This is a genomic window from Ferviditalea candida (genome assembly GCF_035282765.1).
GTDB lineage: Bacteria > Bacillota > Bacilli > Paenibacillales > KCTC-25726 > Ferviditalea > Ferviditalea candida.
Genome location: NZ_JAYJLD010000025.1, coordinates 42,877 through 55,246 on the forward strand (window position 1 = coordinate 42,877; position 12,370 = coordinate 55,246).

The following is a 12,370-nucleotide window of genomic DNA, read 5'->3' on the forward strand; positions in this document are numbered from 1 at the left end:
CGTTACACCTCCCTTCGTCACTCGTTGATTTTCTCTGTCAGCAGCGGCACGAAATCAAGCAAATCTTCCACAATTCCATAATGGGCCACATCGAAAATCGGCGCTTTAGGATCGGTATTCACCGCAATAATCAGCTCGGCATCGCGCATCCCTTCGAGATGCTCCGGCGCTCCGCTGATCCCCAATGCCAAGTAAACCTTCGGCTTGACCTTTTGACCGGACTTTCCGACCTGCCGGGATTTCGGCATCCATCCGGCGTCGATGATCGGTCTGGAAGCTGACACGACAGCGCCAAGCGCCTCAGCCAGCTCTTCGGCAATCTCCACATTGTCCTTGTCGCCGATCCCCCGGCCGATGCTCACGAGCACATCCTGTTTGGTGATGTCGACGTCGCTGGTGTCCGGCATCGTCAGGCCGTAATAGGCCGTACGGGCAGCAGCCTCCGCCTCCAGCGTTTCCACCGGGGGAGTCCCTTCGGCACGGCCTTGCTCGGCGTTGCCGACACCCGCGATAACCTGCAGCACGCTGCGCGCGGGAACCTCCACCGATGCGACCATCTTACCTCCCAGAATCAAAGCTTCGGCCATCCAGCCATCTCCGGCTTGCGCAACCTTTTGGACGTAGGCTACACTGCCATACCCCGTCCGGCAAGCCGCATAGGTTGCCACATCCAATCCGACTGCCGTGCTGCCGGCCAAAACAATGTCCGGCTGAGTGCTTTCAATCGCTTTCGCAAGAGTTTTGCCCAGCACATCCGGAAGATATTGATCGTTGGGATTTGCCGCCAGCAGTATGCGATCGGCTTTTCCCAGATCCTTGAGCATTTCCTGACGCGTGACGGCCAAGGCTGTGACCGTGCCGTCTTCGCCGACCATCTGTCGGGCCACATCCAGCAGCTCGTAAGTAATTTCAGCTATTTTTCCATCCAAAACCTCTACAAAGACCAGCGCTGTAGACATTGGTTCAAGCTCCTTTCATCTTGAAAATTCGCTTCCTCTAGAAATTAAGCCAATAACCCGCGTTCGCGCAGCAATGCCAGCAGACGTTCCGCCTTCTCCTCGGCATCTCCTTCGATCATCTCCGCATGCCCATCGGAAACCGGGACTGCGAGACTAACGACCTTCGGACCAGGTACATCCGGAACCTCCACTTCCATTTCATCCAGCGATGTCGTTTTCATGATCTGTCTCACCCTAGAGATCGGCGCGTATCGGGGAGTCGCAGGCGCCACCTGAACGCCTACCAATGCAGGCGTCTGCAAGCTCAGGTTGGCAATCACCCCGCCGGAGAACTCCTTTTGCACCTTCACTTGTCCGTCAGCAGCTTCAACGCGGGAAACCACCGTTGCGAAAGGATAATCAAGAATCCCCGATAGCCACGTAGCCAGCTGTCCATCCAGATCGTCGTTGGCTTGAACGCCCGTCAGGATCAAATCCGGCTGCGTTTCCTCGACTACGGCGCGGAGCATTTCCGCATATTGACGGTTGGTCAAGCCTTGCTCCAAGCCGTCGCCCACCAATTTAACACCGCGGTCGGCCCCTTTGGCCAAAGCCGTAAACAAAACCTCGTCAATATCGCCCGTTTCTGCCGCTACCGCAATGATTTCACCACCGACAGCTTCCTTGATGAGAAGCGCTTGCTCCAGTGCGTGATCATCGAATTCATTCAGCTTCAAGGCGATTTCTTCCCTGTCCAATTGCTTTCCGTCAGCAGCGATAATCAGTTCCTCGACCACATCCGGCACCAACTTCATCGGCACCAACATTTTCATCTGCTTTCCCTCCAAATCTAACGTTAGATTCTGCAAACGATCATCACTTAAGCTTCAATCAGGCCTGCCGACCGGGCCAGCAGTTCCACAATATCCAATACCTCCAGCTTGCCGGCATTGCCCGTGGATTTCACGGCATCCTCAAAGCGCGAAACCTCGAAAGGACAAGCGACCGCCAGCACATCGGCGCCGTACTCGATCGCTTCCAGGACCCGCTTTTCCGACAAACGCATGCTCATGTGATCGCGGTTAAATCCGTCGAGCCACATGCCTCCGCCTCCGCCCCCGCAGCAGTAACCGGTCTCCCGGCAGTGCCCCATTTCGACCAGATCCAATCCGGGTATGGCCTGCAGCAAACGGCGGGGCGCTTCATATTCGCCGTTATGTCTGCCCAAGTAACAGGGGTCGTGGAAAGTAACACGCTTGTTAATCGGGTTTTTCAGCTCCAGTTGGTCAATCCGCTCCGCCAAAAACTGCGTGTAATGCAGGGTGGTGAAATCCCCTCCCAGTTTGGGATACTCATGCAGGAATGCGTTATACGCATGGGGATCGGTAACCACAATCCGGTTGAATTCATATTTCGAAAACATATTGATGTTATGCTCCGCGAGCATTTCAAACAGGCCGCGCTCTCCCGCCATACGCTGCGAATCGCCGGCGCACTTTTCCTCAGCCCCGAGAATTCCGAAGTCCACGCCCAAGGCGTTGAACACTCGGGCCAGCGCCACGGAAGCGTCCTTGCCCCGCGGATGATAGGATGGATAGCACTCCACAAACCACAAGACGTCGACGGGTTCCTTGGATTTGCTCAAAATCGGAACCGGCACGCCGGCTTCCTTGGTCCAATCCCCCCGCTTGCGCGGAGATTCTCCCAGCGGATTGCCGTATCGCGCGGTTGCCTCAAAGGCGTCCAACAACTCCTTAGGCGCCTTGCTTTCGAGCACAGCCTTTTCCCGCAGCGCCGGCATGATTTTGATCATATTGACTTCTTTCGGACAGACGCGCAGACAGTTGGAGCATGTGGTGCACAGCCACAAATCGGGACTGTCCAGCAAAGAAATGCCGAGCTGGGTACGGCGGAAAACTTTGCGGGGCGAATAATCCCCGACCGTATCCACGGGACAGACCCCGGTGCACTTGCCGCACTGGTAACAGTACGCGAGGGACTCGGCTCCTTCAACCGCCGTTACATCCTCTAAAACCGATAAATCATATTCGCTGATGACGCGCGGTTCGAACATCCGCGTCCAGTTTTCGGTCAAATGGATTCCGTCCACCGTCATCTCACCAAGTTCAATGGGCTTAACCTTGCTCAAGTGAAGCTCCCCCCCATATGCTTAATGCCTAGCAAACCTTCGACCACTTTGGGAAAAGGCGGTAATACCTGCGTAAATTCACTGGTCATGCGCCAGGAGGCCATCGTAAACATATACACGGCATAGACCCAGGACAGACAAAGAATCGGTCTGTAAATGTCGGGCACCCGATCCATACGATGCGTCGCCTCCAGAACGGCCGACAACACCTGCTGCGTCAGCTGGATTTGGCTGAACAGGAAACTTGGGGGCTGGCCCGGTTGAATCACATCCGGATCATCCAATACGAGCAGTACGGCTCCGGTATGGGTTTCCGGGGTATACATCCACCGGGTCCACCATGGAAAACGCGAAGGATCCGACAAATGCAACCAAAAAGTCGCCCATTCCAACCCCCATTTGGGACGTTCATCCCAATGGTCCAGCAGCTCCAACGCCTCTTCCGTGCTGTGATTCCTCGCCTTTGCCAGAAAAGTTCGGGCAAATTCTGTAAACCTCGCTCTTTCATCCTGCGAAAGACGGCGGGTGGCCGGAACCCAATTCCAGATCGCTGCGTCGGCTACGTCTCCTTCGCTCAAGGCCCTGCCTAACAAATCCGGCGCCAACTTCGACCGTTGTTCCAAACGGAAAACGATCCTCATGATCTGCTCCTCGGACAACAGCGGCTCCGCCTTGCCGAGAAACTCGTTAAGCGTTTCCGCATCAATCATCAACCGCTGCATTAAGCCGTCACTCTTTGCAGCTTATTCAGCAGCGCTACCGCTTTCATAGCCGCTGCTCCTCCCATTGAGATCGAGTCCTCCAGATCCTTCGGACCGGCAGCCGCACCCGCCACGAAAATACCGGGAACCTTCGTGGATACCGTATCCAGCGGGGCATTCTGTGTCGCCAGAAATCCGTGTTCCTCGAGAGGAATGGAGAAGGTTTTGCTCATTTCAATGGTTCCGTTGGAGGGCTCCATCCCCACGGATAATATAACCATATCCATAAGCACCTCCATCGGCCGTCCCATCGTCGTGTCTTCGCCTTTCACCAGCAATTTGTCGCCCTTCTTGATGACCTCGGTGACAATGCCGCGCACATAATTCACTTTGTACTCTTCCTGCGCTTTCCAATAGATCTGATCTTCCCAGAATCCGTACATCCGCATGTCGATGTAGAAAATGAACACTTTCGCTTTCGGCAGCATCCGTTTGATTTCGATCGATTGCTTGGAGGCAATGCCGCAGCAAACCTTCGAGCAGTATTGATTGCCGATTTGCCGGTCGCGGGATCCGACGCATTGGATAAACGCCACTTTCTCCGGAGGCTCTCCCGTCGATGGCCGGACGATCTTGCCCTGCTTCATCATTTTTTCGGCGTCTACCAACGTGATGACGTCGTCATATTCATAATAGCCGTACATTTGCGTCTCCCGGCCGGGGTCAAAATGCTTGAAGCCGGTAGCGACAATAACGGCTCCAACCTTTTCCACCACCTGCGTGCCGTCGGCGTTGCGGAGCGTCACCTCAAAATTGCCCTGCTCTCCCATACTGTTGACGATTCTGGTGCCCAATCTCAGATCGACGAGCGGATTTTGCCGGACATCGTTCAGCAAGTCTTGCATCGCTTCTTCGGTATCCCGCAAATCGGGCGTCAGGGTTGCGTAGCTTGAAGCAAAAGGCGTTCCGCCCAATTCCTCCCGCGCTTCCACCAATAATGCCCGCTTTCCTAATTCCGCTACCCCGCGGGCCGCTTCCAGCCCTGCCGGACCGCCTCCGACGATCAAAACCGTATTCAATGGCATACTGTATCTCCCTTCCTTATGTTGTAGTAACGACTACATAACAGCTTCCCAGGACAAAGATTTAATGGTACCGTCTTTGATTTTAGCCAGATCCTCTTCGAATTCCGCCCATGCCGCTTCCGGATCGATGCCCATTTTGATCAGCAGCTGTTTCGTGTCCGTGGAGTGCCAATGCAGCTGAGCGACGCGATAGGGATGCGCACCGACGGCCAGAGCGGCAAACTGCGATTCGGACATGACCGGAACACCCACATTGCGTCCGTGAGCCTTGCCGATAAACTGACTCTTATCCAATGAAGTGACACAACCGGTATCGTGCGTCAGAACAACGTCGGGGTTGGCCTCTTCTTTCATGACTTCGATTTTGCGCATCGTCGCAAAGCTTCTCGTGAAATCCCGCTGCACCAGAATATGCCGGAACCCGAAGCCGCAGCAGTCATACCATGTGGAATAATCGGCCACATTCGCCCCAAGCGCTTGAGCCACTCCCGTCACCACGGCTGTGCGCTGTCCGTTGTATATATCCGCGTTGTAGAGAGCGTCAGCCCTCTGCAGCTTGTAATAATGGCAGGCCGGATGGACCGTCACCGTGATATCGGACATATCCCGGACTACGCGGGACGCCAACTGATCACGCACGGCATACATCCATTCGCTGTAATGTACGATCTCCTCCGGCATGACGAAGGGACGTCCCAGCTTGTGCATAATTTCGCGTACTTCCCGGCGCAGATTCGCATCATGCACCAACTCATGACGAACTTCCTTATAATGGCCGTAGCTGGTGCCGCAGTGGATAAGCGGGAAATAACCGGTTTCATAGGCAGCCGCGAAATTCCGCATCGCGACCGACGCCTGAGCGGCTTGATTGGATGTCGCCGAAGCATAATAGTTCCATGCCGTACAAGACGTCTGATCGCGCGGATCGAAGTAATCGTAACCCAGTAAGCGGTTCAGCCAGAAAATCGATGTCGAGTATCCGGGAATATGCCCGCATTGGCCGCAGCTTTTGTGATGCCACGTTTTCTCAAGCGGAATTTTCTTCAAACGCCCGAACTTTGTCGATTCTAACGCGTAGGGCTCGGGAACCGGCTGAACGATCCACTCCCCCGCCCTTCCTAGCTCCCAAACGGCTTCTCGAATATCCTCGTCCGGCGCTTCAATCGGATCCCATTGAAAGCTGCGATCCGTCTCCACTGCCATGCCGCCGGATTTGCTCTGTTTGTCAGGGGTTTCCATATTCATCATCCCTTCCTGAACCTAAATTTTGCGGGAAACTTCCCGATTCAGTGGACTTTCTCAAGTCAATATTCCTTAAAAGGAAAGGCCGCTTGCCTCCAATTCCTCGTCCATGATCTCTTCCATGATGTCTGACAATCCTTCATCGAGAGATGAAATAATGTCCAGTGACCCCGTCATTTTCCAAATCGCATAAAGTTCCTGCATCGTGCGTTCCTCCACTTCCCAGGAAGTGCCGGTCGTATGCAGCGTTTCGGGCGGCAGAGCCAGCCGCCACAGATCCAGGTTCTCCGAAACCGCCTTGACCTGCGGTCCCCAATCAGGAAACGCGTCTTCCTGAAGCATATCCGGCGAAACCTGAGTGCCCGTCGTCATAATCTTGTAAATAATCCGGGTATATCCGGCCAAAGCTTCCTTGGTGGTGCGCAATCCGTTTTTCACTGCGACCTCGCGCATGACGGTAATCAAACCGCCGGGATTGTTCTGGCGCGGACAGCGCGTGCACGAAAAGCATTGGGAGCAGTTCCAAACATCGTCATTCAGCTGCTCATAAAAGGTTTCCACATCTTCACGAGCCAACGTTTGGGCGATCTTGCGGGGGGAAAAGTCATAAAAACGCGCTGACGGGCAGGCCGCCACGCAAATCCCGCATTCATAACAACCGTAAAGATAGTCCTCATACCGCGGGTCCGCCTTGACTTCCTCAAATAATCGTTCCTTATCTTCCAAAGGAACCTCTTGATACTTTACGGAAAACACGTACATTCCTCCTTTGCCCGATGTGTTTCCGGCAATCCTGTCATGACCGATTAATACAGAAGGAACTGCTAAAAACTGTTTGCTGCTCTAATGCCGTGCTTGAAATGGCTGTGGCCGAGGAACTTCCCCCTCCTCTCTAGAGTAGTTTGTTAACTTTATCACAAACCTCCAGGGGTATTTGCGGACATGCAGTAAACGCTTACATGAGCCGCAGTATGAAGAGCTTCACATCTACCTCCAGGGGTATTTATGATCGTAAAGTAAAGGTTTACAAACGGCCCTCGGCAAAAAAAGAATTTTAACTGTTGAAAAACCTCCGGGGGTATTTATAAGCCAAAAAATAAATTTTTCAGTATGCCTGCTTTTGATTTTGTGGATTTTCAGGTGGTTTATTTGGGTGAATGTTGTAAAGAAAGGAGTGTGATGGTTAGTTGGTTTGAATTCAAAAAAATTCCAGTGTGATTCTTTCAAATTCATGATAGATAAAGCTATCAAAACCTTGCAGAATTGAATGTGAGAAGTGAGGAGACCATGTGAAGTGAATGTTGCTGTTTTATAACAGCTCCAAATTGTATTATCGTTGAAAACAGATCGTATCCGAACCAAAGAACGACGGTTCACGAAGAAACTCGTAAGACACTGTTTTCTGTACCATTCATTTCCGCTTACTGTTTATTTTATGACTTTTCTGTGAATTTGACAACCAAAAAATAAAAAAAAATGCCGCATCCATCCAGGGCCACATGTGAAAAGATATAAAGAAATCATGATTCCGGGCATTGCGCCGTATCATGATTTTTTTTCGGGATTATGCCCTTCTTCTGTATTTGGCGATCATCGCATCGATGAACAAACCGGCTGCTGCATAAAACAGTATCGTCAGGACATATGTGTAGATCATGCCCATGCTGTGAATATCCCAAAACAACTCAAGAAACCATACCGGAATGCTGACCATATACAATAACATATGATCGGGATCATAACCGAAATAATTGACAACAGTAACGGCTATCGCAAACAATGTCAACCAAAACGTGAATTTCCCGAACACGGATTGACCCCCTCTGATAGATCGTCATGCAGTTACTATTGCCAAATCCATCATAATTATTCCGAAGACAGCATAAAGTGCGAATTTCTCCATTCAGACGGATTGATGAATTAACCGCAAAAATCTAATCATATTCCTGGTTTTATCAGCGGTGCAGTGACATCCCTTTTCCGGAATAACGATTGAATTGAATAAATATTCACGATCTTGCTTTCGTCGGACAGACTCCCAGTGCTTTTTTCGGGCATTTCACGTATAATGGTCTATTATCATTTAAGGGTGATCGAATTGCAAGCATACGAAGCTTTGGAAATCTATCAGCTCAAAGCGCTGAAAATTTCCTGGAACGGCAGCTTGATTGATCTTGAATTCCGGTCGGCGCAGTTGTTCATAGACTTATCCGAATACGATTTGAGCTGGTTTGTCGATGCCAGCTATTTGAACAATGATGAGTTTTTGCAGGCCCTGTCCCGTTCCATCGACATCAAAGTTATGATTTATGCGGAAACGATGGAAGGCATGCAGCTTTCCGGTTTAGGCTACATGCATCCCAATCTGCCTGTATCCTGCGCTTCGATCAAAGGCGACGGCGTTTTGTTCGGTTACGAAGAAATGAAAAGGAACGAGTAAGCGGCTCAATGCGGTCTCGTATTCATTTCAAAAATCCATACTTTTCCTTGATTGTCCAATCCGAAATCAAAGCCCAGCTGTTCCATCAGCGGGTACTGCCGCAAGAAAATATCCTTGCAGAGATAGGCAAGTTTCTTCATTTCCTGTTTCTTTGCGGAAACATTCAAGCTTGGAAGTGAACGCCTGATTGCTTCTTTCGAAGTCAAAAGAGTTCCCCCGCTGCATAAATTCGTTACGAAAAGTCCCTCCTTCGCCAACCTACCGACGACTGAACGAGTCACCCATTTATCTCCGTGTTTTGCGATCTTGACGCGGTAATCCAGCGGCCTTCCGTCGATTTGGGCCAATCGGATTCCCTGCTGAACCAAATATTCCCTCCGTCTCATCAGTTTTCTGACAGCCTCAACCAGAGAGGAGAATGCGGCAATTCTCCGCTGACGGTGACTGTGCTTCAACAAATAGTTCTCATTCTGCCGCTCGATGAGAATGATCCCGCTCCCTCCGGTTCCGACATTCGGTTTGAGCACAACCAGTCCATAGCTGGACAGCATGGATCTCAAATTCTCTTGCGAATATTTTCGCGTTTCAGGGATGTGGGGAATCACCCGTTCGTCCTGCATCAGTACTTGTGTTTTGAGCCATTTGCTGGCAATTGATGTTGCCTGATTCAACACAAAACATCCCCCTTCTGCTAATATTCCTATTAGCAATCTATGTCCGGGGGATGTCTGATTCCTGTTTGTTTGTACGCGTACACACACCTTATTTTCCCAACGCTGCGGTGGAGCTCTGCTCCGAAGCGATACGCTCCTGCTTTACCGCGGGGATCTTGGCCGTGTTCTCGGGTTGGTATCTTCTGAGAAGCTCCTTTCTCGACATGACGATGATTTTCGGCACCAGCATTTCGCTTTTGCTCTGAAGCCTTTGGCTCCCCTGCGGATGAACGACGCTCAATAGAATCCGCAAATACCACTTGCTCAAAACGGCAAAAACCCCTTTGGGCAGATCAAGCACGGTGAATCCGAAATTGGCGGGTCCCCGATTGATCATGCTGATTCCATACAAACCCTTCACATCCGAATAATCAGGATCGTTCAAAATAAAGTCGGCGACTTTGGGCATTGTTCGTTCCATTTCCCGTATCAAGCCGATCGCCAAATGCATTGACGTTCTGGCGCTTCTTCCCATGCTGTACAGCATCCGATTGTCCAAATGAAGCTCCGCCACGCGGTTGCCCGATTGAATCCGTTCTCCATCGGGCAATTCGAGAGTTTTGCCGTCGTATTTGCGGATTCGCAGATGCAGAAATCGGGTATCCCGATCCACGCATTGGACCTGAAACAAAAAGTGAAACAGCGATTCCCACTTCATCCACAAAAATACCACGGCGGTTCTGTAAAAACTGCGCTCCCGAACGGCAAAATCATTGCTGTCCCGCAGCATATCATCGATTCTCAAAAACTTGTATCCTTTCGGAACCAGCTCCTCGATAAACTCCTTCAAGGCCAGCAGCATTTGCCCGGGGGCATCCTGATAGGCCCCGAAGGTTTCTCCGCTGTCGTGCAGCAGGATCACTTCGCCGCTGCGCAGCCGTTTGAGCAGACGTTTTTTGAGCTTGGTTTTGTGAGAGTGTTTCCACCAATCACCGACAATTCGGGACCATAGGATCAGCCGAAACTTGCGGATGGTCAAAAAATCAAACAAATTAATGATTCCCCACGGAGGTCTGTAATATATCGGCCTTTCCCCGGTAATTCGCTCGACGATTTCCGACGATTGCTCGATCTGTCTGCGGACCTGTTTCGGCAGCATCAACCAATTGGATTTATGTTCGTAATTGTGGATGCCGATCAAATGTCCTTCCTCATGCATGCGCCGAATCAAATCGGCATGCTTTTCGGCATTTTTGCCGACAACAAAGAAGGTGACCTTGATGTCGTATTCTTTGAGCAAATCCAATAATTGCGCAGTGTATTTCTCATCCGGACCGTCATCGAACGTCAGGGCGAGTTCGTTGTTCCCGCTCCCTCTTTTAAAAGCCCGGTAGCCGAATAATCGGATCAAGAGACCCGGGATGAAAGCATAGACGGTCAGCAAGAAAAACAACAGCCACATCGTCATTTTCCCCAAAGTCATCCCTACTTTCCTGCTCTCTAATTATTGCAAAAAAATGAAGAATCCTGTCACCTCTAAAGCATCTCTACTAAATTATAGCACCTTTTTCCCAGCTGAAAATCGGTAAAATGAACATCACCGCTCCTAACATATATATGCCTGAACCCATATAAAAATAGTTGTCTTTTCTATTTTCGAGAAAATCCTTTGACTTTCCTGCCTTCCGGGTGATTTGTCCGCATCGTCCCGACTCGAAAACGGATAAAGTGAGCGTCGCGAAAAAATTTAAAGATTATGTTAATCGTCAGAATGAATATGGTAAACTACAGAAGGATTGATAACAGCGGACAAAGGAGCCAATTGCATGAAGGAATTAAAAATGAAAATTTGGACGGCAATTGACCGGGAAGCGGCAAGGTTTGAAGACGCTGCGCTGTTTATCGGAAACCATCCCGAAATGGGCAACGAGGAATTCCTGGCATCTCAAAGATTAATTGGAGAGCTGGAAAGCCTTGGCTTTGCTGTGGAAAAGGAAGTGCTTGGCTTGAAGACGGCGTTTATCGCCTCCTATGCTGCGGAAAAGCCGGGTCCGACCATCGCCCTGCTCAGTGAATTCGACGCGCTTCCCGATTTGGGACACGCCTGCGGCCACCATCTGATCAGCGGCATGAGTCTTGCTGCGGCGGCCGGCCTTAGAGCGGTGCTTGATGAAATCGGCGGAACGCTTCGAGTTTACGGCACGCCTGCCGAGGAAACCAAGGGGGCGAAAGTGCCGATGTCCGAAGCGGGGTTGTTCGACGACGTGGATTTTGCGCTGATGGCCCACCCATATCATTCGTACGAAGCGTCCGGAACCTCTCTGGCCATGGATGCGATCCAATTCGAGTTTTTCGGCAAAGCCGCGCATGCGGCCGCCAGTCCGCATGAAGGAATCAATGCGCTGGACGCCGTCCTCTTGCTGTTCAACTCGATCAGCGCGCTGAGACAGCAGCTGGAAAGCCACGTCCGCATTCACGGCATCATTACCGAGGGCGGCAAGGCGGCCAACATCATTCCCGATTACGCGGCAGCCCGATTTTACATCCGTTCCGCCACCCGGGCCCATACCGACGAAACAGTCCAAAAAGTGCTCCGCTGCGCCGAAGGGGCGGCTCTGCAAACCGGCTGCAGCCTGAAAACGTCGAATTACGAATATTCCTACGACGAGCTCCGCACCAACGAAACGCTGTCCGCCGTGTTCAACCGCAATCTGACGGAGCTGGGGATTGACGGCAGCGAAATCCGCCGGGGCAACGACCACGGGTCGCTGGACCTCGGCAACGTATCGCTGCGCTGTCCCACCATCCATCCGTTCGTCAAAGTAACGGATCAGCCGTTTCATCTGCATACGAAGGAATTCCGCGATTCGGCCATGACCGGGCGGGCCATCGAAGGCATGCTGCTCGGCGCCAAGGCATTGGCGGGCACGGCTTGCGAAGCGGCCGCCGATCCCGCATTGTTGAGGGCCATACGGGAAGAATTTCAACACACCCGAAAATAAGCTTGCAAAATCGGTCTATCAACAGGAATGAATCTTTTTCGCATGCACGGAGGCGGGAAGCCTGTCAAACGTCTGAGAAAATGTCACCTTAACTCGTCCGAGAAAATGTCACTTTTGTAGTGTTCCGAGCCACCGTTAGGTGGCTTGGACTGTCTTTGAA

At 51.5% G+C, this 12,370-nt stretch carries 12 protein-coding genes; 2 read left to right on the forward strand and 10 right to left on the reverse strand.

Annotated features, from left to right (window positions below; translation table 11 throughout):
* Window positions 1–17: 17 nt before the first annotated feature.
* From VF724_RS15235 to VF724_RS15270, 8 genes are all read right to left on the reverse strand, one after another.
* Entirely contained in the window at window positions 18–959 is a 942-nt protein-coding gene (locus VF724_RS15235; RefSeq protein WP_371755108.1) for an electron transfer flavoprotein subunit alpha/FixB family protein, read from the reverse strand.
* A gap of 44 nt (window positions 960–1,003) precedes the next feature.
* On the reverse strand, window positions 1,004–1,771 hold the full coding sequence (locus VF724_RS15240) for an electron transfer flavoprotein subunit beta/FixA family protein (RefSeq protein ID WP_371755109.1): 768 nt from the start codon (window positions 1,769–1,771) through the stop codon (window positions 1,004–1,006).
* A gap of 47 nt (window positions 1,772–1,818) precedes the next feature.
* Window positions 1,819–3,087, reverse strand: a complete 1,269-nt coding sequence (locus VF724_RS15245; protein ID WP_371755110.1) for a (Fe-S)-binding protein — start codon at window positions 3,085–3,087, stop codon at window positions 1,819–1,821.
* Entirely contained in the window at window positions 3,084–3,809 is a 726-nt protein-coding gene (locus VF724_RS15250; RefSeq protein ID WP_371755111.1) for a hypothetical protein, read from the reverse strand. The genes VF724_RS15245 and VF724_RS15250 overlap by 4 nt, the downstream gene beginning before the upstream one ends.
* Window positions 3,809–4,873 carry a CoB--CoM heterodisulfide reductase iron-sulfur subunit A family protein gene (locus tag VF724_RS15255; protein ID WP_371755112.1) on the reverse strand — a complete coding sequence of 355 codons (1,065 nt, stop codon included), beginning with the start codon at window positions 4,871–4,873 and terminating at the stop codon, window positions 3,809–3,811. Before VF724_RS15255 ends, VF724_RS15250 begins: the two co-directional genes overlap by 1 nt.
* 33 nt (window positions 4,874–4,906) lie before the next feature.
* Window positions 4,907–6,112 (reverse strand): heterodisulfide reductase-related iron-sulfur binding cluster, encoded by a 1,206-nt coding sequence (locus tag VF724_RS15260; RefSeq protein WP_371755113.1) that lies wholly within the window; start codon window positions 6,110–6,112, stop codon window positions 4,907–4,909.
* A 75-nt stretch (window positions 6,113–6,187) separates the two neighbouring features.
* Entirely contained in the window at window positions 6,188–6,871 is a 684-nt protein-coding gene (locus VF724_RS15265) for a 4Fe-4S dicluster domain-containing protein (protein WP_371755114.1), read from the reverse strand.
* Between the two features lie 808 nt (window positions 6,872–7,679).
* Window positions 7,680–7,925 carry a hypothetical protein gene (locus VF724_RS15270; protein WP_371755115.1) on the reverse strand — a complete coding sequence of 82 codons (246 nt, stop codon included), beginning with the start codon at window positions 7,923–7,925 and terminating at the stop codon, window positions 7,680–7,682.
* A 288-nt stretch (window positions 7,926–8,213) separates the two neighbouring features.
* Here VF724_RS15270 and VF724_RS15275 point away from each other — a divergent pair, with 288 nt between their 5' ends.
* Complete coding sequence (locus VF724_RS15275) at window positions 8,214–8,555, forward strand: hypothetical protein (protein WP_371755116.1); 342 nt, start codon at window positions 8,214–8,216, stop codon at window positions 8,553–8,555.
* A 5-nt stretch (window positions 8,556–8,560) separates the two neighbouring features.
* Here VF724_RS15275 and VF724_RS15280 read toward each other — a convergent pair whose 3' ends face one another.
* Window positions 8,561–9,229: a YheC/YheD family protein gene (locus tag VF724_RS15280; RefSeq protein ID WP_371755117.1), complete on the reverse strand. Its 669-nt coding sequence runs from the start codon at window positions 9,227–9,229 to the stop codon at window positions 8,561–8,563.
* Between the two features lie 88 nt (window positions 9,230–9,317).
* Window positions 9,318–10,691, reverse strand: a complete 1,374-nt coding sequence (locus VF724_RS15285) for a polysaccharide deacetylase family protein (RefSeq protein WP_371755118.1) — start codon at window positions 10,689–10,691, stop codon at window positions 9,318–9,320.
* A gap of 358 nt (window positions 10,692–11,049) precedes the next feature.
* Between VF724_RS15285 and VF724_RS15290 the strand changes: the two genes are divergently transcribed.
* Window positions 11,050–12,210, forward strand: a complete 1,161-nt coding sequence (locus VF724_RS15290) for a M20 family metallopeptidase (protein WP_371755121.1) — start codon at window positions 11,050–11,052, stop codon at window positions 12,208–12,210.
* Window positions 12,211–12,370 lie beyond the last annotated feature (160 nt).

Coding starts and splice junctions, on each gene's coding strand:
- VF724_RS15285 (WP_371755118.1), bottom strand. CDS start 10,691: ATGACTTTGGGGAAAATGACGATGTGGCTGTTGTTTTTCTTGCTGACC.
- VF724_RS15235 (WP_371755108.1), bottom strand. CDS start 959: ATGTCTACAGCGCTGGTCTTTGTAGAGGTTTTGGATGGAAAAATAGCT.
- VF724_RS15250 (WP_371755111.1), bottom strand. CDS start 3,809: ATGCAGCGGTTGATGATTGATGCGGAAACGCTTAACGAGTTTCTCGGC.
- VF724_RS15290 (WP_371755121.1), top strand. CDS start 11,050: ATGAAAATTTGGACGGCAATTGACCGGGAAGCGGCAAGGTTTGAAGAC.
- VF724_RS15260 (WP_371755113.1), bottom strand. CDS start 6,112: ATGGAAACCCCTGACAAACAGAGCAAATCCGGCGGCATGGCAGTGGAG.
- VF724_RS15240 (WP_371755109.1), bottom strand. CDS start 1,771: ATGAAAATGTTGGTGCCGATGAAGTTGGTGCCGGATGTGGTCGAGGAA.
- VF724_RS15255 (WP_371755112.1), bottom strand. CDS start 4,873: ATGCCATTGAATACGGTTTTGATCGTCGGAGGCGGTCCGGCAGGGCTG.